This is a genomic window from Sphingobacterium nematocida (genome assembly GCF_900168125.1).
Lineage (GTDB): Bacteria > Bacteroidota > Bacteroidia > Sphingobacteriales > Sphingobacteriaceae > Sphingobacterium > Sphingobacterium nematocida.
In genome coordinates, this window is the sequence record NZ_FUZF01000001.1 from 45,272 (window position 1) to 68,803 (window position 23,532).

At 40.4% G+C, this 23,532-nt stretch carries 17 protein-coding genes; 5 read left to right on the forward strand and 12 right to left on the reverse strand.

All coding sequences use genetic code 11. The features are described 5' to 3' along the window. Positions 1 to 230 precede the first annotated feature (230 nt). Positions 231 to 2,123 (reverse strand): endonuclease MutS2, encoded by a 1,893-nt coding sequence (locus B5X76_RS00235; protein WP_079640418.1) that lies wholly within the window; start codon positions 2,121 to 2,123, stop codon positions 231 to 233. Between the two features lie 381 nt (positions 2,124 to 2,504). Here B5X76_RS00235 and xpt point away from each other — a divergent pair, with 381 nt between their 5' ends. Next, entirely contained in the window at positions 2,505 to 3,077 is a 573-nt protein-coding gene (gene xpt, locus B5X76_RS00240) for a xanthine phosphoribosyltransferase (protein WP_079640419.1), read from the forward strand. 136 nt (positions 3,078 to 3,213) lie between these two features. Here xpt and B5X76_RS00245 read toward each other — a convergent pair whose 3' ends face one another. The 9 genes from B5X76_RS00245 to B5X76_RS00285 form a co-directional block, all read right to left on the reverse strand. Continuing rightward, positions 3,214 to 4,368 (reverse strand): peroxiredoxin family protein, encoded by a 1,155-nt coding sequence (locus tag B5X76_RS00245; protein ID WP_079640420.1) that lies wholly within the window; start codon positions 4,366 to 4,368, stop codon positions 3,214 to 3,216. A gap of 18 nt (positions 4,369 to 4,386) precedes the next feature. After that, positions 4,387 to 5,580 (reverse strand): thioredoxin family protein, encoded by a 1,194-nt coding sequence (locus tag B5X76_RS00250; RefSeq protein WP_079640421.1) that lies wholly within the window; start codon positions 5,578 to 5,580, stop codon positions 4,387 to 4,389. A gap of 74 nt (positions 5,581 to 5,654) precedes the next feature. Continuing rightward, the gene (locus B5X76_RS00255; RefSeq protein WP_176140942.1) at positions 5,655 to 7,100 is read right to left on the reverse strand and encodes a RagB/SusD family nutrient uptake outer membrane protein; all 1,446 of its coding nucleotides are present in this window, start codon (positions 7,098 to 7,100) and stop codon (positions 5,655 to 5,657) included. 20 nt (positions 7,101 to 7,120) lie between these two features. Beyond that, positions 7,121 to 10,819, reverse strand: a complete 3,699-nt coding sequence (locus tag B5X76_RS00260) for a SusC/RagA family TonB-linked outer membrane protein (RefSeq protein WP_079640423.1) — start codon at positions 10,817 to 10,819, stop codon at positions 7,121 to 7,123. Between the two features lie 87 nt (positions 10,820 to 10,906). Continuing rightward, positions 10,907 to 12,079, reverse strand: a complete 1,173-nt coding sequence (locus B5X76_RS00265; RefSeq protein ID WP_176140943.1) for a FecR family protein — start codon at positions 12,077 to 12,079, stop codon at positions 10,907 to 10,909. Between the two features lie 83 nt (positions 12,080 to 12,162). Then, entirely contained in the window at positions 12,163 to 12,744 is a 582-nt protein-coding gene (locus B5X76_RS00270; RefSeq protein ID WP_079640425.1) for an RNA polymerase sigma factor, read from the reverse strand. Positions 12,745 to 12,893: 149 nt separating this feature from the next. Then, positions 12,894 to 15,164: a cation:proton antiporter gene (locus B5X76_RS00275; RefSeq protein WP_079640806.1), complete on the reverse strand. Its 2,271-nt coding sequence runs from the start codon at positions 15,162 to 15,164 to the stop codon at positions 12,894 to 12,896. A gap of 117 nt (positions 15,165 to 15,281) precedes the next feature. After that, positions 15,282 to 16,007, reverse strand: coding sequence for a LytR/AlgR family response regulator transcription factor (locus tag B5X76_RS00280; protein WP_079640426.1), 726 nt, complete (start codon positions 16,005 to 16,007; stop codon positions 15,282 to 15,284). Then, positions 15,997 to 16,728, reverse strand: coding sequence for a histidine kinase (locus tag B5X76_RS00285; protein WP_079640427.1), 732 nt, complete (start codon positions 16,726 to 16,728; stop codon positions 15,997 to 15,999). The genes B5X76_RS00280 and B5X76_RS00285 overlap by 11 nt, the downstream gene beginning before the upstream one ends. Positions 16,729 to 16,984: 256 nt before the next feature. Between B5X76_RS00285 and B5X76_RS00290 the strand changes: the two genes are divergently transcribed. Next, complete coding sequence (locus tag B5X76_RS00290; protein WP_079640428.1) at positions 16,985 to 17,203, forward strand: hypothetical protein; 219 nt, start codon at positions 16,985 to 16,987, stop codon at positions 17,201 to 17,203. Between the two features lie 57 nt (positions 17,204 to 17,260). On the opposite strand, the gene B5X76_RS00295 is transcribed toward B5X76_RS00290, so the two are convergent. Next, positions 17,261 to 19,567: a hypothetical protein gene (locus B5X76_RS00295; RefSeq protein WP_079640429.1), complete on the reverse strand. Its 2,307-nt coding sequence runs from the start codon at positions 19,565 to 19,567 to the stop codon at positions 17,261 to 17,263. Positions 19,568 to 19,984: 417 nt separating this feature from the next. Here B5X76_RS00295 and B5X76_RS00300 point away from each other — a divergent pair, with 417 nt between their 5' ends. The 3 genes from B5X76_RS00300 to B5X76_RS00310 all read left to right on the forward strand — a co-directional run bounded on the left by B5X76_RS00300 (position 19,985) and on the right by B5X76_RS00310 (position 22,979). Beyond that, positions 19,985 to 21,307 carry an amidohydrolase gene (locus B5X76_RS00300; RefSeq protein WP_079640430.1) on the forward strand — a complete coding sequence of 441 codons (1,323 nt, stop codon included), beginning with the start codon at positions 19,985 to 19,987 and terminating at the stop codon, positions 21,305 to 21,307. A gap of 12 nt (positions 21,308 to 21,319) precedes the next feature. Further along, positions 21,320 to 21,991 carry an ankyrin repeat domain-containing protein gene (locus B5X76_RS00305; protein WP_079640807.1) on the forward strand — a complete coding sequence of 224 codons (672 nt, stop codon included), beginning with the start codon at positions 21,320 to 21,322 and terminating at the stop codon, positions 21,989 to 21,991. Between the two features lie 133 nt (positions 21,992 to 22,124). After that, positions 22,125 to 22,979 carry a helix-turn-helix domain-containing protein gene (locus B5X76_RS00310; protein ID WP_079640431.1) on the forward strand — a complete coding sequence of 285 codons (855 nt, stop codon included), beginning with the start codon at positions 22,125 to 22,127 and terminating at the stop codon, positions 22,977 to 22,979. Between the two features lie 6 nt (positions 22,980 to 22,985). Here the strand turns inward: B5X76_RS00310 and B5X76_RS00315 are convergent, their stop codons facing one another. After that, positions 22,986 to 23,381 carry a hypothetical protein gene (locus B5X76_RS00315; RefSeq protein ID WP_139375156.1) on the reverse strand — a complete coding sequence of 132 codons (396 nt, stop codon included), beginning with the start codon at positions 23,379 to 23,381 and terminating at the stop codon, positions 22,986 to 22,988. Positions 23,382 to 23,532: the final 151 nt, after the last annotated feature.

Below are 23,532 nucleotides of genomic sequence, written 5' to 3' on the forward strand. Positions count from 1 at the left end.
ATTATAAAACTTAGATATAATGATGAAGCTGGAAAATAGGATTTGAGGAATGGCATATGAGCTTAGCGTGATTATAAGTTAAATGTAACATCATAAATATAGTTATGTTAAATAGAAGGTTGCTGTGATTGGATCAGATCAAACTATATCCTCTAATAATTATGTAAGAAGCATTGATTTAAAAACAAAGGGTTGTGCAGATCTTATCCTGCACAACCTCAACCGTATAGCTATCGGACGACCTGCAATTTGTCTACTGCCATCTTCGTTTTTAGCGTACCGAAAACAACTGTAGCACGGCGTCCAGATATCTCTAAAATGGTCCCTACCACGGTCTGACCTACCATAGTTACTTTATCCCCTACGGTCAAACTGACATCCAGCGATTCAGCTGACCTTGAAGGTTCTATCTGAAGCATTGTTAGTTCTGAAGTTAATTCCCTTTGCGATTTACTTTCTGTTATCTCCTTACCCCTATTCTCCCAATATAACTTGTCTCGGGCTATGGCTTGTAAAAACTCATCTATGTTAACAAACTCCTTTCCTATTTTATTGGAGGCCTCAACAATAATAGTCTCTTCTAAACCTATGCGTCTAGCTACTTCGATCGCAAATGAACTTCCTGGAGTACCGATAGAAAGCTTGTACATCGGTCGGTTATTCTCCGAATCGTAAAGCATAGCGCCATTGATAACACCCGCTGTCCTATAGGCAAAGTGTTTAAGGTTTTGAAAATGGGTTGTGATCAAACCGAAGCTTTTCTTGCTATTGAATCGATCAAGTAATGTCTCGGCTATCGCTCCGCCTATCTGCGGCTCGGTGCCCCCTCCAAACTCGTCAATGAGCATCAGTGTCTTATCGTTATGATTTTCAACAAAAAACTTCATATTTCGTAAATGTGAAGTATAGGTACTCAAACTATTCTCTACACTTTGCCCATCGCCTATATCCATAAAGAGACGGTGGAATATACCTGCTTTAGACTCTGGGGCTACTGGAATCAATAAGCCACACTGGAGCATGTATTGTAATAATGCAACGGTCTTGAGACAAAGTGATTTTCCGCCAGCATTCACTCCGGAGACAACCAAAATCCTGTCCGTGGGTGTAAGTTGTATATCTAATGGGCGGGCTTGCATATTCTGTTGACGTAGCGTGATCTCCAACAAGGGATGAACGGCTCTCTCCCACTCGACTTGTTGCCTGTTTTCGAACAAAGGCATTGTTGCGTTAATCTTAGAGGCGAACAACGCTTTGGCGCGAATAAAATCGATCTCCGCCATGAAATCATAGGAAACCAAAATGTCATCGATATCTGGTCTAATGAAGTTGGTAAATTCGTTCAATATATATATAACTTCCCGGCGCTCATCATTCTCTAGCTGTCGGAGACGACTTGACGCTTGGACCACCGCTTCTGGCTCGATAAAGAACGTGCGACCACTTCCTGAACTGTCGCGGACAATACCTTTAATCTTTTTCTTGTTTGTAGCGGTAACCGGAATAAGGTAATACCCTCCTCGAACATCAGCCTGCACATCTCTATCTACTATTCCCTGCTTCTGGGCTTGCCGCAGTGCTGTAGTCATAGCTTTGACAATGTCCTTTTCGGCCTCTATCTTGCCTTTACGGATCGTAGATAGAAGCTTGGAGGCATTGTCTTTTATTTGATTGGATTTGTCTAGAATAGAGTTGGCTCTTTCAACTACGACCGAAAACAGTTTTACATCCTTTCCTAACTTACTGAGCATAGGATATTTTAGTCGTTCATTCTCATTTTCTTGTTCACTTAAGAAATCAACAATGCGAATTATGGTTTCTAACGAGTCCGCCAAAAGTGAGATATCTTTTTCGGATAACCAAGCGCTGCTGTCTTTCTCAACTTGCTGTAAATCCGCTCGAATGTCAAGAAAGTAATCTGTAGGGAAGCTCTCCTTCATAGCGACAATCTGTAAAAATTCACTGGTACAGATCAATGCGTTTGAAATCTTGTTAAAATCTGTGGAAAAGAACATTGAATCTACTTTCTCTATGCCTAAGGGACTTAAGCAGTATTCTCTGAGATAATGTCTAATCGTATCGAAATCTATTTTTTGTTCGAAGTTTTCCGGATAAATATTCATTTCAAAAAAATGACGCAAATAGTGTATCTAACGGTTCGAAACATACCGATAGAACAGTATCTGCCTGTTAAAAAATAATTGTAAAAACTGAAACTGAATTTTTTCCATATCCAACCTATGTACTGCTACTTAAGAGCGGCACACGGCTTCTCGCGGGAAGGAAAAGCAAAATTGCGATATGGTATTTATACGGAAAGAAAAGACATTTTGTTGTGTATTTCTAATTATTGACAAATATAGATTTTTATTCCCGAAAAGCTAATGATAACAAATAGTATCCATGCAATATCGCGCTATCGGATGTCGCATGTTCGTAGAAGTTATTCGGAATTTTGGTTGTCGCGAGTGTTAGTCTATCTTTGCAATCAAATATTTTTTGAGATGAAATTGTTAAAAGACCGTATACTGAAGGATGGTAAAAGCTTTGATGGTGGAATTCTAAAGGTAGATAGCTTTATTAACCATCAGATGGATCCCATATTAATGAAATCAATAGGCGTTGAATTTGTACGTCGCTTTGGGCATTTACCCATCAATAAGATTGTAACGATTGAAGCGAGCGGAATTGCTCCTGCGATCATGTTGGGCTACCTTTTAGAACTACCCGTGGTGTTTGTTAAAAAGGCTATTCCTAAGACTATGGAAAATATGCTGACTTCCTCGGTGTACTCTTATACCAAAGATAAAACCTATGATATCTGTGTAAGTCGTGATTTTTTGACAGCTGATGATCAAGTGGTTTTTATTGATGATTTTTTGGCCAATGGCAACGCCGCTATGGGGGTATATGAACTGGTGCAAAAGGCTGGTGCTCGTTTGCTGGGAATGGGATTTATTATTGAAAAATCATTTCAGCAAGGACATGAACGTTTACTTGAGTTAGGTATACCGATTGAATCTCTTGCACGGATCAAAAACTTAGGCGACCATAAAGTTGAATTTGAGGAGGGTTAAATATTAAAAACAGTTGAAGACTATGGCATGTTACTCAACTAAAACTTTCATGATCTGCCAACTGACGGATCACCAACAGACACTTCCGAAAAAATGGGGACTCTTTTTGAGTCCCCACATGGAATAGCAGTCTGTACTACAACAATTCCTTAAGCTTCTTTTCGAGACTATCGCCATGAAGGTTTTTCGCAACGATTTTTCCTTGGGGATCAATCAGAAAATTCTGTGGAATAGCTTTAATACCGTACATAGCGGCCACCTCTGACTTCCAACCTGTCAAATCACTTACATGATGCCAAGGCAATCCATCTTTTTCGATAGCATTAAGCCAGTCTTGCTTCTTGCCTTCTCTATCTAATGACACCCCCAAAATGGTGAAATTTTTATCCTTAAACGTATTATAAGCTTTTACCAGATTGGGATTGTCGGCGCGACATGGTCCACACCAAGATGCCCAAAAATCTACCAAAACGTATTTGCCTTTAAAATCCGCCAATTGGATTGGATTTCCCTCGGTATCGGGCTGTGTAAATAATGGTGCCTGCTTACCTATTCCCACACGCTTTGCTATCGAGATACCCGAGGCTAGCTCCTGTCCTTCCTTACTGCCCTGTAATTCGGCTGAAAGAGCTTGGAATAAGGGCTCGATGTAATCGGTATCAATATCGTAGCCAGCGAGTTCTTTAAGTGCAAGAACACTGAAATAGGATTTCGTATTTTGTCTAATGTAAGCTTCTTTAGCCTTTGCTTTCTCCGCTTGCAATTGATGTAGCGCATCATTCACTTTTTGCAGTTCTATTTGCCCCTGCTCTTTCGTACTGTAAAGAGCGGAACGTCTCCCCATCAGTTCCTCAATCTGTACATCCAGAGTCTTCATGGCTGTCCTGTAGTGGGCAAAGGCAGTCTGAATTGCGGAACCTTTGATCTCCGCTTCAGAAATAGACGCATTGAAGCTTACTGTTGTATTTCCCTTGTCAACATACAGATCTATCTTATCCAGTCGTTTAGTGCGATTACGGCTAAAAAATGATGCACCGTCTGGAGAATAATAAAGATTGACCTGACTCGCTTCGTTTATTTTACCTTTATAGTTCTGTGCCTTGCCATTAAAAACCACAGAATCCAATACCAACTTTTGATCCACAAAATAGCGGACAAAAACTTTGGCTGTCTTTGGGACTTCTTTACCAGGCTTAAGCTTTAACGTGAAATCATGCTCCTGTGCAGTCAACTGAGTTACAGCTACCCCACTTAGTAATAGACCACATAATATGCTTTTCATTGCTTTCATATTCTTCGTTTCTTTAAGTTATAGTGCCTGTGCACGGGCCAGGAGTGTATCCGCTATCTTGATAATCTTTGAAGTTTCTAACTCGGCCAATGCCCGTGCTGCCTCTGCCGCCTTGACCGCTTCTTTCTTCTTTTTAAGGGTTATACAGATTTCGGCAAACGTACCTTGATTGGAATAGGAATTCTCATTCAACTGAACAGCCTTTTTGGCAAGCTTATAGCATTGTTGTAAACGTGCTTTTGACGGTGCGACATCCCGCTTTACACCAGCATATCTGCGTCCGATAAAGCTTAACCGCTCATCGTTATCTTTCAAAATTCCCTTACTCAACTTGTCGGTAAGCTTGACAAATTCTTTATCGGTACCGTACTCGGCTACCCATTCTATCTCAAACAATGCAGCATCAACCTGATTCGCTTCGTCCGATTTATTTGAAAAATAAGCTAATCCTTCTTTAAACTGTGTCTCGTCCTTAGTGCGGATATAATCATACATTGCATATTTCATCAACTGCGTTTCTTTCTTCTCAAATGCTTCAGCAGATATGATTCCTTTAAAATAAGGACGATTGTCCATAAAGAATTTACCGTACTTATCTTTCTGACTTTGACCAAAAAGCTCGATAACATTCCAACCTTCAGCAGATTTCAAAAAAGAGGGATCAGCGATACCATCTAATGCTTCCTTGGCCTCTTGTGCAGAAGCCGGATCTACCTTAGTCATCGTCGTAATATACGCGGCTAGAAAACTAGGACTACGTTCCCCTGCATCATAACGGGCGCGGATTGTCGGAATCTGAAAATTGGGATCCAAGGCACGTTTACCTTCATTGATAAATTCTTGCATCTCCATTCGAGATTGAGAACGGTACAAAAGCTTGCCATCACTATCGATAAACAAATAAGTAGGAAAACTACGAATGTTGTACTGTTTTGCAACATCTACGCCCTCTCCGACTTCACAATCAAATTTGGTATTGATAAAGTTAGCATTATAAAACTGCGCTGCTTCGGTTTGATTAAAGACATTGCCCTCCATCCACTTACACGGTGCACACCAAGAGGTATAACCATCTATAAATATTAACTTACCGCTTGCTTTGGCCTGCGCCTTAGCTTCAGCTAAGGAAATTTTCTGAAAATTGATAGCTTCTTGGGCCTGTACAATTGTACAAGCCACAAGGAAAACTAAACTAAATATAATACGGTTCATAGGTATTAATTTTCTTTTTAAAAGTTTAAGGCGTATTACCTTGGCTCGATCTGCAGGGTAATACGCCTTTGGATTTATCTTTCGTATTGTGGCATTCCTGGGTTAAGCGACAATACCTTTGGTGAAATTGGAATAATCATCCGTGGATCACCAGAAGACATACGATACTCCTTGTCCTCTACTTTATGGACGATTTCCTTCGTGAGGTCTCCCGTAGTATGTAATCTTTTTAAATCGACAAGACGGGTACTCCCTACATAAGGCATCTCACGTCTACGTTCGTCAAATACCATGGCTAAAGTCGCGGCCTTATCCAAACCCGAGACATGCACATTATTCTCAATACGCTTGTCACGTAGGGTGTTCAGTAGTTTTAACGCTTCTTCAGTGGACCCAATACGAGCCTCTGCCTCTGCAGCAATCAGATACAATTCAGGTGTACTAAATCCGGTATTGAAGTCGATATATGGTCCCCAAAGCACACGCCCAGGAAAATGTGTTACCGCGCCACCAAAAGAAGCCGAATCCCTACAGAAAAACAAGTCATAACGCATATCCTTCGTTCCTTTCATGTCACGTTTGTAGGTAGCAAGCAAATCACTAGATGCATACACCTGTCCATTAAGCGAACCATAGGATGAGGCTCCCATACGTCCCCAAACGGTTTCGTTATTAAAACGAATCTCGGGAAAAGGCTTGCTTGGATCTCCTTTGTAATGCACCCGTCCCCAAGTAGTCTTCAGTTTAGTCGTAAACTGACTATAGTCTTCCAAGTAAGCGTTAAGTTTCAGTGCTTCTTTGGCATTACTCAAGGCAGCGGCATAGTCCCCTTTGTAAAGTGCTACACGACTTAAGAACGCAAAACCTACCGTTTTAAGCGGTTGGAACTTATTGGATGAACTGGTCGCTAGAAACGGTAAGGCATCTTCTAGGTCAGTCTGTACCAATTCGTATATTTTAGCTACAGAGACCCGTTCGTACTTTTGGTTAATATCTTCTACCAATATTAAAGGTACACCTAAATCCGTAGTAGCTGTAGCTTCATTATAGTGCTTTGCGTAAATATTGACTAAAGACAGATACTCAAAAGCTCTGCCGATCTTCGCTTCCGCCCATAAACGCTTCTTTTCTGCATCCTTACCATCTGGAGCATTCAATACATTATTGATAACCACATTATACGTAAAAATATGATTGTATGCGGCGTCCCAATAGCTATCCGAATCCCCACCTTCAAGAACAGGACCGTGCTCGAAAGTATAAAGACTCCGTAACATAAAGGAATAACTGTCAAAACTAGTAGCTAAAGCCTCGTCCGTACGCTTTCCAGATTGTATATTGTCTGCTAAAAAATCAAAAGATGCAGGCAGGGTACGCAACAAACTCGTATTGTTCAAGAGTTGTTCAAAATCTCCGACCAACTCGGGAATGGTAAACCCTTTGGGCTTGACATCTAGGTAGGAATTACAGCCCGAAAATACTATAGAGGCTACGAGAGCCAAAGAAAAAAACTTCTTCATGTTCATTAACTATTTTACTATTACAAACCAATTGATACACCAAAATTGTAGCCGACAGGACTCAACAATCCTCTAGAAGGCACTTCGGATACCCGAACCTCTTTGGGTTTGTTTACATCACTACGAATCGCACCATAGCCGGCCCAAGCTTCTGGATCCAGATTATGCTTGTTTGCAGTCCAGCGCCAAGCATTCATTACCTGCCCTGTAATACGGACATAACGCAATGGCGTCTTAGCGACCAATTTACTTGGCAGATTGTAACTCAGTGAAATATCTCGCAATTTGATGTAGTCTGCTCGTTCTACAAAACGATTGCCTGCCGCATAGAGGTCAGTAACAGATCCAGAGGCAGCAGACATAAAACGTGGAGCGATATCCAAATTCGCTTCATCTCCAGGTTGCTTCCAATAATCCAACCATAATCTATCGAAATTGCTCGTGTAATTTAACTCAGCGAACTTAGTCAATGGCTCTGGACGTACTGAGCGCATTACATGGCCTCCGTTGAATATAAACATAAAGTTTAAGGAGAAATCTTTGTAATCAAAACCATTACGCCACGCTACCGAGTAAGGCGGCACCGTCGTACCATTGTAAATTAAATCGTCTACACTCAGCTGTTGGGTAGATTTCACCAAGGTACCGTCTGCCTTACGTGCCTGTGGCTCACCTTTAGCATCTAACCCAGCATAATCGATACTATATAATGAACCAACTGGTTTGCCTACTCTGTTTTGTACTGTACTATAATAAGAGTATGGTGTCTCTTCTGCAATAAATAGATGTGTAATCTTATTTTGGTTGTAGGAGAAATTCAATGTGGAATTCCATTTAAAAGCATCGTGTTCAATAACTTTAGCATTCAATGCGACTTCTATTCCTCTATTGCGCATGTTGCCGTAGTTAAGATCAACAACCGACCACCCTAATGTAGGATCTACAGCGGTAGGTCCTAACAAATCTGCGGTACTTTTATTATATAAATCAATGCTTGCATTCAATCTACGAAACACCGATACATCTACACCAAAGTTAAAAATATTCGTTTTCTCCCAACGCAATGAAGAATTGGGTGGTGAATCAATCCAAGCTTGTAAACCATTGTTATAAGGGTTCATTCTACTATCGACCCGAGATATTAGGTAAGGACCGTTATTCTTAGGTACATTACCGTTCACGCCATAAGTCATACGTACAGCTAAACGATCTAACCAATCCTGTTCAAATGTAGGTAACTTGTACAAACCTCCGACAGACCACAATGGCTTGTACTGATTCTTGATATCTGTACCAAACAAATTCGATTGGTCCATACGGATACTAGCCGATAGTGTCAAGTTGCGATCGTAGGTATAAGACCCATTCGCATAGAATGATACAAAACGGTCCAATTTCTCTTGGAACCCCCTCTCTTTCTTCTCTATAGTTACCCCACCTTGAACAGATTGTGTATTTTGAATAAAAATACCAAATAGCTCCTCGTTCATACCTTTATATACCAATGCGCTAGGATCATAACCGTATTTGTACAAATCCGTAAAACGATCCTTAATCTGACGTTGCTCCGCCCCTGCTATCACATTGATTTCATGCTTGTCTGCAAATGTATTTTCATAATTTAACTGCCCACGTAGGGTATGTGAATTAATATCGTTCCGTTTTTCTGCAAACTGGCCGCCTTGTGGCACCAATCGTTTTACTTCTCCCTTTTCGTTAATCTGAGTTGCATCATTAACCTGTGTTGACACATAGACTCCAGTTGTCAGATTTTGTGCATCTTTAGCATAGTAGGTACCATTATATCCTTCGGTACGCTCGGTCTGATACATCAAATCGAAAGTCAAGCCTTTCATTAACTTAAAATTGGCGCCTACATTGATATTGATGTATTTATTGTAAAAATCAAGATGCGTCTTGTCCACCTGATCAATAGGAATAAAAGTTTCGTCTTCCAATCCAAGCCCGTTCAACCGATCGATTTCAAACTGGGACTTACCTAGATACCACTGTGCAGGACTCCCATCGGGATTACGCAATGTCAAATAAGATGCACGTCCTCCCATATATTGCTCCAAGAAATTAAAGCCTGTATTTCCCGATTGACGTTGGTTCTTGCCCAACACATTAAGGTTCACAGTCATCCAATCGGTCAATTTTACATTGTTGCGAATATTAAATCCTAGGCCTTTATTTACTGGACGATCTTTGTTATAGTCGCCAGGCTGTGTATAATTTAACGAATAGCTATACTTGTATCGATCTGTTCCTCCAGAAAGGGAAAGATTGTGCTGCTGATCCATAGTAACCGAGTTCAAGAACTCATCCATCTGGTCATAACGACTGCGGTTACGGTACACATCAAGCTGTTCTTCCATCTCAGCAGCCGTAATTTTGCCTCCTTTGTGTTGGTATAAGATCTGGTACACTTCATTCATCCCTTTACGAGGATCGATGGCAGTAAAGGACCCCGAACGGTATCCGAACATTTCTTTCTGAAAATCAACCAATTCTGCCGAACTCATTTTGTTTTGATAAGAACGACTAGGTAGACCTCTAAAGGATAAAGAATTGGAATAATCAATCTTTGCAGGTCCTTCTTTCCCCATCCTCGTTACCACGACAATAACACCATTGGCTGAACGAACCCCATAGATGGATGATGCTGACGCATCCTTCAACACGGTCATCGATTCAATATCATTGGGATTGAGGGCTGTCAAATCGCCTTGATAAGGCATACCGTCTACGACAATTAAAGGCGCAGCTTCTGCGTTTAATGTTGCGCGACCACGAACTTCGACACCTACCGAATTATTGTTATATTGTGGATTGGCATACGATTTATTCAGATTAAGTGCCATCCCCGGTAAAAGACCTTCAGCACGTTCCAGAAAGCTAGTCTGCAACCTTCCCTCCATATCTTTAGAAGTGATCTGAGAAAAGGAACCTGCTGCACGCTCTTTACTGATCTTTTGGTACCCTGTATTGATCACGATATCTACTGTTTCCACCTCGGCACTCAGATCCTGAAGTACAATCGTTCCCATATTGGTTGAGGCGGTTAACTCCATCGATTTATAACCTAGACAAGAGCACTCTAATTTTTGCCCTGCATCAACAGTCTGCGTAAACTTAAAGTAGCCTTGTTCGTCGGTCACGGTACCCAATTCTGTCCCTTTGACACGGATACTCACCCCACGCACTGGATTTCCTTGGCTATCCACTATGCGTCCAGATACTTGTTTTTGTTTTACTTCCTCGAAAGCAGTAACACGATTTGCCGTACTACTCGAGCCTACTCTAGATTTCTCCTTGATTACGATAGTCTTATTATCAATCTCGTAACTTAGATCAAGGTTATTCAAAATCGAAACCAATGCCTGATCAAGGGGCTGTTGAACAATATCTACCGAAATCTTCGTATTCGGATCTACATCCCGCGCCGACCATACATAATGGTAGCCGGTCTGTTTATTGATCGCCATAAAGACCTGACGAACAGATGTTGACTTTGCTTTCAGCGTGACTTGCTGTGCTATACCACTAGCAGACAGCTGCATCATACAGAAAGTCATAAAAATAGAAGTCAATGACACACGCATAACTTGTCTCCTCCATGTCCTACTACCCCTTATCAGTTGATAGCAGACAAATCGTTTTAATCCAGCAAAATAACCTGTCGAGACACGGTTATCTTGTCCATAATTTTCATACATTTGATTAGGTTTTAAAAAAATTGTTGTACTACAGTTTTAGGCCTTCGGGTAGAGGCGCCGCAATCGCTTCTACCCTTCCATTTATTTTTATTTTTCGCTTACATACACCTTCCGGTCATCATATTTAAACTTAATTTTCCCAGTCTTTCGCAAAAGATCAAGAAGCTCTTCCAGCCGCCCGAAACGTGGCACCATCACTTCAAACCTTTCTCCTTTCAACTTATTATCTTCAATGATAAAGTCTACATCGTACCAACGCCCCACTTGTTTCAGAATCTCGTCTAAACGTTCCGAATTGAAAACAAAACTCCCTTCCTTCCAAGCCAAAACAGTAGATACATCTACAGGAATCTTGTTTAAGGAATTATTCTGAACTACCCCCTGCTCTCCAGGGATCAACATAAGCTCTTCGTTATCTGTACGTACACGGACAGATCCTTCAACCAATGTGGTATAGCTTTTCACATCTTCTTTGTAAGACTTAACATTAAAATGAGTACCCAATACGGCGATCTCTTGTTTGCTGGTCTTTACGTAAAAAGGCTTTAATCCACCATTTGGATTTTTGTCACTTTTCAATTTTCGCTTTACTTCGAAATAGGCTTCTCCATCCATCTCCACACCTCTTTCGTTGTCATCTTCCCGATAGGCTAATCTGGTGTCCGCATTAAGCCACACTTTAGTGCCATCGGGTAACGTCATCCGAAACTGTCCTCCGCGTGGGGTAGTCATCTCAAACGAAGAAAAACTAGTGTTTTCAATACCTTCGACCTTTACCCCGTCTTCATACGTAAGTCCATTGTTCATCAAGATGCCATCTTCATTGCTACGCAACGGGACAACTGTACCATCGGCTAATTTCAATGTCGCTTGATTCGCCCCAGGTTGGATAGAAGATATAAGGTGCTCTTGGTCTATGGGCACTCTCTGAGCGTTAAAAAACACGATTCCTATCGCTACAGCTATGGAAGCCGCCAAGTACCAGAAAAACTTCTTGTTATACATACGGATTCTTCTTACTGGAGCTGAGCCTACAGATATCAAGGCCTTATGCTTGTCCCAAGCATGCGCTGTGTCGAAAGATTGCAGCAATTTTAGATCCTTTGACACATCCTCTTTGCGTAAGACAGCGTCTAATACCTCTTGATTCCGCTCATCCTCGGACAACCAATCTCTTATTAATGCATTCTCTTGCGCAGTCCATTCGGAAAAATGAGCTGTTGATAAAATCTTCGCAATATGATGAGGGTATCTATCCATAATCATCTTGTATAACAGAAAAAGGGATTTAAATCTCTAAAGACTCTCTTAATAAAAATACAAAATACTAGTAATCAGTATTTTTATTTTACAGAAGAGTGGATGACATCCGCAAAAAGAAGCATGAAAACAAACAATTGATCTTTGTCTAAGATATTCCGAAGCAACTGAACACCACGCATTTTCTGATTGTACACCGTACTGGTGCTAACCTCCAATTGATCAGCGACCTCTTGAGGTGTATAGCCTTCGACAAACAATAAATGCATCACCTTCTGACACTGATCCGGGAGTCTGTCAATGGCAGCATGCAGCTCTTGTATAGTCTCGGTGTAAATAATCTGTTGGGTCACCGGAAGATCAACCCACTCCTGGCTATACTTATAGCCTTCTTCTTTGATACGTAGCCTTTTCTCTTTATCCAATAAATTAAGCGCAGCATTTTTACAGCTGACATAGAGGAAAGACCGAACACTGTTGAGTTCAAAGAAGTCGTCACTTTTGTTCCAAAGCTTCAAGAAAGTATCGTGTACTATCTCTTCCGCAACGAAACTATCCAATCCCATTTTAGTGAGGAATAAACAAAGTGGCTGATAAAAAAGATGGAATAGATCCTGATAAGCCTCTGGCTTACCAGCTTGGAAATCCAAAACCATTTGGTCCATCTTATTATTTTCTACAACACTTAGCACGTCAAATATTGATCAAATCTAAGAATTATAACGTAATAATAGATGAATTCGAGACAATGAGGTGGCAACTATTTTTAAACGCTATTTAAATAAACCACGAATAACAACTGATATTCAGTAGATTATTTCTTCTTATCAATAAGCAAAAGCGTCGAAGGAGCATTCTTTAGCCAGATTGTTTCCTGCGCGGCCAACTCTTCCCAGACAGCCAAATTGATTAACATTAAATCCTGCTTTTGCCAAATATCGTCCGTCAATTCCGGCTCCGTATAGACTACCAGGTGATTGGGAGCTTGTTGCTCGATCTGACGGAGCTTTTCGCGAAATGCCTCATTGCTTTTCAAGGAGTTTTTAAAATCGACAACGATAACTTGAGAATTACTATTATGTATCAGTTTGTGGATATAACTCAACAAGAATATATCTTCTTGTTCAAACACAGGAACAATCACTTGGTCCACAGCAGTAAAATTCTTATCAATCAAAATGCCTACAGAAGAGGTCACTCGTGCATTGATTTGATCATTTCTACTATACGCTAAGAACGGAGATTCTGCCTGTTTAACGGTATGTAGTAATCTTTCCGGATTGATAATGCGTGAAGTAAAATCCAAGAAACGACCTAAAATACTTCCTTCGTAAATCGACTCGCTGACGCCTAACAAAAGCAAATCCGTTCCTTCTTCGCGGGTTGTCTCTATGATCTCCGTGTCAATATCACTGGATATCTTAAAAAGTGGTAGGACCGATTGTTCCAGTTTTTTTGCCACCGTTTTGATGTCTCTAAAGCTATCTTCTTCCTGTTCTTCGACCTCATAATGATGAAGCTCATTAGATGGTGCTATATGTAATGCTGTAATCACCGAATTGTTCTTGGAATGTGCTGTGAGGGCGTTCGCCAACTTGAATAGGGAGATCCCAGTGCTGCTCTTAGCAAAAGAGAGTAATATTTTAAATTTCGTTTTATCTTGAATTTTGGCACTTAGCGTACTTTTCCTTATTCTAAATACCCTATTGATCAGATCCAATGATGGTCCTGTCATAAAAGTCGTCACCAAGGCCATCAGAACCATCATCGAGAATAATTCAGCACTTAATACACCCAAATCATAACCGATATTCAATACAATAAGCTCCATCAACCCTCTGGTATTCATCAATGCACCGATGCTTAAGCTATCCTTCCAGTTTTGCCCTACAAAACGTGCTGCCAAAGCACTACCTACAAATTTACCTACTACGGCTACGAGGATAATAACACCTGCTATCAACCAGTGTTCTGAATCATTGAGCAATCCAATCTGTGTACGTAGCCCTGTAAACACAAAAAATAGAGGCAAAAGCAATAACACTGCTACATCTTCAATCTTCTCGATAAACAGGGATCTAAAACGAGTGCTTTCCGGCATTATAGCGCCAGCCATAAAAGCCCCAAATAGAGCGTGTATACCGATTACTTCGGTTGCAAAGGCTGAAAGAAGCAAAACGATAAAAAATATGGCTACCTCTCGTTTCCCCAAACTATCTTTGGAGGAACTTACCTCTCCCACACGCAATAAAAACGGCCGTACAATCTTGATCATGATGATGACGTAAGCAACCGCTAAGAGGATCGTGAAAATAGCACTCGTCGCAGCCCCCGCCTTTACAATCGCGATGACTACAGCCAAAATACACCAAGCTGTAATATCGTCTGCGGCAGCACAGGTAATCACCAGAGCCCCAAGCTTGGACTTTTGTAGACCGCGTTCCTGTATGATCCGTGCTAGCACCGGAAACGCCGTTATACTCATTGAGATACCAATGAATAAACTGTATGATAAAAACTCGACATTAGTCGGTGCATAGTGCTGATAAAGGAAATAAGCTAAGCTAACGCCCAATGTGAAGGGAATAATAATACTGGCATGCGATATAACGACGGCGTCGTGTGCCTTATTCTTAAGCACATTGAGATCTAGTTCCATCCCAATGATGAACATAAACAGAATAAGTCCGATCTGACTAAGGAACTGCAAATTATTCAGCGAATCTACGGGGAATAACACGTTCGAAATTTCAGGAAAGTGTAGCCCTAATAAAGAAGGGCCCAGGATAATACCTGCTAACATCTCGCCGATGACGACAGGTTGCTTAATCTTTATACACACCCAGCCCATGATACGGGCTGCGATAATGATCGTAACAATCTGAGCTAATAAAATAGCTAAAGGATGTCTTAAGCTATGATGAAGAGAATCTAAGAAATCCCGCCATGCTCCTACTTGCTGACCATTATTCAGTACCCGCTCGCCTTGCTCCAAACCTGTACCCAATGTAATCACAGCGTACATAACAGCAAGTAGACTGCCTACCAAAATCACATAAAATATCGTATTCTTATAATTCTTCATAATCATGTACCGCTACTTAATATAGATTGAATCACAAAAATACCATTATGTTTTAGGGCTGGAGCGGTGGCGCAAAATGTTTGGGGAAATATGTAATGAAACCGCAAAAAAATGTAATTAACCTGCGGTAACCAGTTGAAGAAAAGCTTTCCGATAGGTCTCACTAAGCCCTAACACCAACAATTTGTCTGAAGAATCTTTTATCGTGGTAATAATCTCCTCCGAATTAAAAAACTTCACGATTCGTAGCGCGATTATTTCCTGCTTATTGATACGTACAAAATCAGTCGGCGGCAATACAGCCAATAAACTATCAAAACTAATATTCTTAAGCATGACCGAACTGTCGTCTTCGAAGAACAGTATTTTGTCCCGGCTGTCAACATCTGAATTGCGTACAAATAGAATCTGTTCAAAATAAATAAGCGCCTTACCACGATCTGTATTGAACTGCGCATAGGTTATCGCGGTCGACTTCTTAGAAAACTGCAATCTCACCTTATCTACAGCTTGTTTTAGGCGTTGTAGTGAAATAGGTTTGGTGATATAATCGACGGCATTGATATCGAATGCCTCACTCGCATATTGTTTGTAAGCTGTCGCAAAAATGATCGGATAATCCTGTAATATCTCGGCTAGATCGAAACCTGTAAGCTGTGGCATCTCAATATCTAAAATACAAAAATCAAAATCCAGCTGTTTATACTCCTTGATAAGAATTAACGGGTCATTAAAAGCTTTGACGATCTCTACGCCTTCGACCTGATCAATAAGTATCTTCAGAAATTTTAGACTTGGAATCTCATCGTCCAAGATAACACACTTTAGCTTATTAGATTTCATACAACTTGATTTGTAAATAGGCACTGTACACATCGTCTTCTACGAAACGCTTCAACTCATGCCTACCGCTATAATATCGCATCAAACGCTCCTCAAAAGCCTTACTCCCTATTCCCCCTTTTCGTTTTGCTAATGGGGATTTTTTAGATATCTTATTGTTCACGGTAACCTCTAAGATGCCTCCTTCGAAGCTGATGTCAATCGCAATGAACGAATCTGCGCCTTGAATATCCGCATGTTTAAAAGCATTTTCAATCAAGTCGATCGTAATCAACGGTACCATTACGGACGCGAGATACAGTGGTTCGCTCTCTTCGTCGATATTAACTCTAACCTGAATATCAAAGAGCGGGCTTAACTTCACTTTATTTATTTCAATCAGGTTAAGCGCGAAATCGATCTCTTCTTTCGGAGAGACCAATTTATTGGGACTCTCATACAGCACATAATCCAACACTTGCGCTAATTTGTCCATGGTAAAATAGGTTTGATAAGCGTGTGATAAAATAGCATTCAACGAATTCTTTAGAAGATGTGGATTAAGTTCTATCCGGTGTACATCCTCCAGCCTATCATTCATTCGCTTGTAGATATCTTCCCTACGTCTGCCGTCCAATTTCATCCGTTGATTTTCACGTCGTAGTGATAAGCCATATATCAACAGCCCTATTACTACTGTAGTAAGAATACCTAGGATGACATAAACGATATAGTGCGGCATAAATAGTAAAATAAAAAGTTACACGACCAAACTTATGTAAAAAGCGTTGCATTCACGAATATCGAAAGTAAAAAACTACAGCGAAAAGATATTACATTTTTCAGCAGGGATGTTACATTTTTCAAGAGAACAGTTCGATATAACAATGATAATAAGTAACTTAAAATATTATTTGCTATTACATCGAATAGGCCTTGAAAGATTATCAGCGCGAGTGGAGAGCAATCAGAAACCTTTCATTTAAACATTTATAATCATGGAGAAACTAATTTTTGAAACGAATATCAGTACGCCTCAATCGGCACATCTGGTACAAATTGCGCTAACTCAAATCAGGAAGATCCGTCATTGGAAAATCGATTTTGAGTCGGCCTATAACCTACTTATTGTAGAAGGAATACATCTGGATCATACCGAAATCATTTCCAGCCTAGCTGTAAATGGAATAGCGGCAGAACGCCTCTATGAAGAATGATACCATTGAATCCTGTATACTATAAATAATAGTATACAGGATGACTTCATATGGGGACTAAAAACCGAGTTTAGCAAAAAATCCAGGTTTTCGCCAAGTGTTTTTATAAGTTTGAGCTAATTCAGAATGATCGTCGAACGAGCAGACATAGTCCAAGATGGCATGTGCTTCTTTCAGAGATCCAGCCTCGTAGTAAGCTAACGCTTTGATCAGATAAGCGTCCTCTAATTCTTGGTCGTAAGACCACTCCTGCGTAGTATAAATCGTATCTAAGCGATTGCACAATAGCAGGACTTGATCTTTATCTTTTAACTTTCCAAATACTTTTATTCCATACCCTAGCCAAAGGATGTAGTCTTCGGGATCCATAACACCTTGCAATGTTGAGTCTTCCTGAGCAAACAGCATACTTGCATCGACCAACCTATTTGTGAAATAATCCGTTTTGACAATCATATAGATGGTCTTTGCACGATCAAAGTCGTCTAAGAGAAAATCCCGCTTTTTCTCCAAATAGGACTTTGCAGCTTGATTAATACGTGGATAATCTTCAATTTCATTATAGTATTGCATCAGTATATAATAGGCATGTGCTTCATTTGGATAACGTTGTGCCGTATTCTCGTAATAAGCTATCCGTTCAGCGATAGGCTCGTCTTCCATTAATCGATAGATGATGCCTTCAACATTATTTTTTGCAGCTTCGAAATCACGAAAGTCATAATCACTGATTACAGGAGTATAAATATGATGATCATAAATCATATACAGCGTCTGTTCGGCATCGGATTGTATATCGTCTGAAGTACCTAATTCATAATCGGCTTCAATCTGACTGGCCAAATGCTGAACATGTTTGTAAAAAGAAACCTCTTCGGCACTATAATTCGCAAAATAAATGCGTAATGCCTGCTGCAATCCGACAAAATCCTGATTTTTGCGCAAGGCATCGATGAGGGTGTGATGAAGTTCTTCAAACTCGGAATACCCCAAGCCCTCTGCTGCAGTGGCCGCCGCTACACCATAATCTTCGAAATGGGCCTGAACAATCGCTAAGTTATTACAATTCATAGCTCGATTGTGAAGACCACCGTAATAATCACTCTGATACTTGTCTTCTTCAAAATAGGTACGAAAAGCTTCATATGCTTGTTCATACAACGCCAAACTTAATCTACGCATTGAGGTTCGATCGGGGACTGCCTCCACTTCCATGACAAAATCATCCAATTCAATGGCATCATTATATAACTCCCGCGGCAAATCGCTAAACTCGGGCACCTCATTCACAATTTCACGTTTTGTCAAATAGCTAGCTATTACCTTTCTACGCCAAGTAGTAGCACCAGCGCCTAAATGTAGCGCCTTGTCCAATAGTGGAAGCGCCTCCTGTGGTCTTTCATTTTCAAAAAGATAGGTACCTGCAAAATGATATCCTGCAAAACTCGTTGGAACCAACTCGATAATAGATAATGCATGATTGTAGTAAAAATCAGCAGCAACGCCTAGTTCGTCGGGATAACTACGTTCTATAATAAGCTGGTAATAATATACCGCTGGATTATTATATCCAGCTTTGATTAAAGTATCAAACCTTTGGTGCCACAGGGCCAGTTTCTCCTGGATCACAGGACTGCTATTGTCTCCTTTAATTAACTTCAACTGGATGGTTAATGCAAGATCAATTTCATTGGCTTCGAATGCCATCTCAGCCAAGTCAGTATAGTTATACTCTGCACCACTCACAAATCGGTCTATCCCCTCTTTGATAATGGAAATTAGTTCCTGTTGTGAAATCATTTTGGTATGATCCAATACGTACACTTTCTTCATCCAGAAAATAGAAGTATTTCTATCCCTCAGTTCTCGATTAAAAGCAAATGCCTCCTGACAATAGTTAATAGCAAGGTCTATAGTCTCGATTAAAGATGTATAATCCTCCAATGACTCGTAGATCTTAACCTTACTGTCATAGCCGTACACCGCATTTGATTCATCGGCTATCAATCGGTCTGCATAGCCCAGAAACTCCGCTTTATTATCCGATGTGATGTGCTGTTTGATATGGCCCACTTGCAACAAATTGAACTGATTTCCTAAAGGATAATCAAGAATGTTGTAAAGCGCGATTTGATGGTCCGGATGTACTTGTAATACCTTTCGAAAATAGGGTATTACGCGCTCTTGTATTGCGTCGTAAACAGCTTCGTGCCCCTTTTCATAAACCCGATCATGATAGGCGACGGCGAGTAATATAATACTCTCTAGATCGGAAGGATTAGCTTTGATATGCGCTTCGCCCTGTTCTATTAATAAATCGAGTTCTCCCTGATAAAATAACTGTTGTAAATCTTCAAATGTCATCTTCTAAATATTGTTATGGCCGACCTTATTTTCTGCGTACCTTCATCACCGGTCAAGGGAAGGCAACAAACTCGGTTTTTACCCTGGTTGCAAAATAAAAAGAAAATTAAAAAAACACTTAAAATAAAAACTCTAGTTTTCAACATCGCTGTACCTGTTTTTTGACCCTACAACTCCCCAATCTACCCCTAGAATCAATAAATCATACAGATGTTGTAATAAAACGCCCTGTAAGTGAGTGGAGTCTTTATCGTAACTTTGATTATAACTTTCATGATTTGTTGAAGTCAGCAACAGGTATGAACCAAACTTGGGTTTTATCGGGTGGGTGCTTGAATTTCCAAAGTATCATAAACATTGTGCGAAAGCCCTTAATGTATTTTAAGGCTGACACTTTCAGAAAAAAGAACAAGGCATATGGACCATATATCACGTAAAAATTTTATCCGAAACTCCGCTCTAGCAGTAGCCGGTATGTCACTAGGATCTAACGGCTTGACGGCGGCAGGTTTTCAAAAAAAAGAACTTCAGACCATGAAAAACAAGTTAAGTTTAAAAAACGTAAGACTGGAAACTGGCTTCGAATACGACGGCAACGATGTAATAGCGACAAAAACAGCTCTTTTCTCCGTCGAAATAGAAAACGGTCAAATCACGAAGATAAGTCCGAACCAGATAGACTCTACTGCCATCGACGCCAAAGGTCTTCTTATGCTTCCTTCATTCAAGGATATGCACATTCATCTGGACAAAACGTATTACGGTGAGCGCTGGCAAGCGGTAAGACGCGGCAGTGGTGGTGTTAAAGGGATGATTGCGCTCGAACAACAAATGCTTCCTGAACTCTTGAAGCACTCGACTTTTAAAGCCGAAAAACTAATCGAACTGCTTCAATCTAAAGGGACCTCCTTCGCACGAAGTCATGTCAATATAGAGCCCACCTCCAAGCTAGAGTCATTAACGAACCTTCAAAAGGCATTAGAAAACAAAGAAGCAAGCTTCGGCGCAGAACTTGTAGCATTTCCTCAACACGGCGTATTTTATACAGATTCTGTTCCTTATCTAAAGGAAGCTGCCAAAATGGATATTGACTTTATTGGTGGTGTAGACCCATACAGCATTGATGGTGCTATAGAAAAAACAATCGACTTTACGGTACAACTGGCCCTGGATCATGCTAAGGGGATCGATATACACTTGCATGAGTCTGGCGAGTCTGGGTTGAAAACGGTCGAATACCTTATCGATAAAGTCAATGAAAACCCGGCGTTGAAAGGTAAAACTTATTTAAGTCATACCTTCATTTTAGGGCGTATCGACAAAACCAAACAAGAGGAAATGGCTGAAAAACTAGCCGAATCAAAAATTGGAATCGTGACAACAGTACCCTTTGGCGGAGTGGTTATGCCTATCCCCACCCTATTAAAACACGGTGTTGAAGTAATGTTGGGCAATGATAGTATTGTTGATCACTGGAATACTTTTGGAAGTGGAAGTGTGTTGCAAAAGGCAAATCTAGCCGCTCAGTTATATGGCTATTCGTCCGAATACGGATTATCCCGAGCATTCAAGCTCGCCACCGTAGGTATTGTGCCTTTAGACGACAAAGGTCAACAGCAATGGCCAAAAATCGGTGATAAAGCCAATTTCGTCCTGATCGACGCCAGTTGCTCTGCGGAAGCTGTATCCCGGATCTCGGAGGTTAAATCGCTCGTGTATAACGGTCATATTGTTTACTAAATGGGAGACAATATGAAAACAATACTTCTCTTACTCGTATTTGTTATATCGACAGCTTCTTGCCACTCCAAACAACCCGAGCATCCATTAAATGACAATAAAATGCAACAATCTGATATTCTTACCGCTGTAAATAATGTAGATCTACCCGCCGTACAAGCTGCTTTAACCAAAGGTGCCGATGTAAATTCCAAAGATGAAAGTGGACGATCGCTACTATTAATCGCAACGAACAATAAACAACGGCCACTAGCGGAGCTACTGGTAAAGTATGGCGCCGATGTCAATCTGCAAGCTTCGAACCTCGATAGTCCTTTTCTTTATGCAGGCGCTACAGGACAAACTGAGCTTGTGCAATTATTCCTAGCAAACGGAGCGAAATTTGATGTGTTCAATAGATACAACGGTACAGCTCTTATTCCTGCCTGCGAAAGAGGTCACGTCGAAACGGTACGCGTATTGGCGAACACTAAAAATTTTCCTATTGACCATGTCAATCGTCTAGGTTGGACTGCGCTAATGGAGGCCGTGATTCTTGGAGATGGCAGCGAGAAGTACCAGCAAATAGTCCGTATTTTGAAAGATGCAGGATCAAAACTAAATATCCCCGATAAAGAGGGACGTACGCCTTTGCAGCATGCTGAGGCACGAGGCTTTCACCATATCGCCAATTTATTAAGGTAATTTGAACAAAGAGATTACTCATAAGATACTTGTTACACACTATCTAACGTCTATTGCTACCGAGAAAAATATTTTTTTCTCGGATAGCAAAATGGCCACTAAGTTTTCTATTTTTATATAAAACTTACTAAACATGCGTAAAAGCTCAGACTTTTTTCCGGTGTTAGGTCTTCAGGAATTTAGTGAGACGGTCTCTAGCGATTATCACCTATTGTATCATGAGTTGCATGGCGAGCGTCTGATTGAATCTCCGCACAAGCATGATTTTTTTATTATTATGCTATTCGAAAGAGGTATTGGAAAACATATTATCGATTTCATAGAATATGATATCGCAGATAAACAGGTTCATTTGCTATTTCCGGGACAGGTTCACGAATGGCAGATCTTGGAAGAAAGTATAGGTTATCAATTAATGATAAGCCGCCAATGGTTTGAAAGCTTTATGCCGCCCCTGCAGTTCGCGACATCTTATCATTACCAGACACATCCAGTATTTGAGGTTTCACAGTCGGCCTACAAATCCCTGTTTTACGAGTTCAAAGCAATACAACAAGAGATGACGACAGACAACATCTCCTGGGATATCGTACAGACACGGATAAAGCTCGTTTCCCTATTATTAAGTAAGTTTGTTGAAGAAAAGTTTAGAGATTTTGAAAAATATAATGCAACACCAATACTTTCTAAATTCCTAACTCACATCAATCAATATTTTGCAACCGAACGATCCGTATCATTTTACGCTGAAAAACTAAATATTACAGCTAATTACCTAAACATAGTCTGTAAAAAAACACTAAACAGTTCGGCATCCTCACTGATACAGGATAGATTACTCTTGGAATCAAAAAGGTTACTTAAAGTATCCGACTTACCTATGAAAGATATTGTATATCGCCTAGGTTTTTACGATCACGCTGATTTTTCCAAATTTTTCAAAAAGAAAACTGGAATGACTCCGTCGCAATTCAAGGAAGTAGGATAAGTAGATTTATCTCTTCTTCAAGACCATACCGTGGTCGAAGCTCAAATTGCTCTTATCACTGAATATCATCTTACCGTTGCTCTCCTCGATCGCACCGTACCCCTCAATCAGCCCTTCATCCGTAAGCTTAAATACAATCTGACGCACAGAAGGGATTCCTTCAGAGATAAAATTATACTCCGCTGTAATTATACTGTCTTTCAAAGATCCATTTATCTTACCGATATTCTTGTCCTTACCAGAAAAAGCATATTTTAAATCACCATACACCGAATCTTTTTCCTGCTTTAAAGACATAGAGATGGTATCCTCATCCGATTGGAACAAATAATCACCAGCTACTGAGCTCACCTCTGTCACTGTGTTGGAAGAGCTGCACGCCACGAGAAAACATAATATCATCCCTGTAATAAATGGAAAACTTTTGAAAAAACACCACATATACGTTCTAATTACTTATTATATTCAAACTTAGACAAATTGCTTTTTATATACAATAGAATTGTGTCTCCTAAAATAATTTATCTTATCCTATGCAAAACAAAAACCTTCT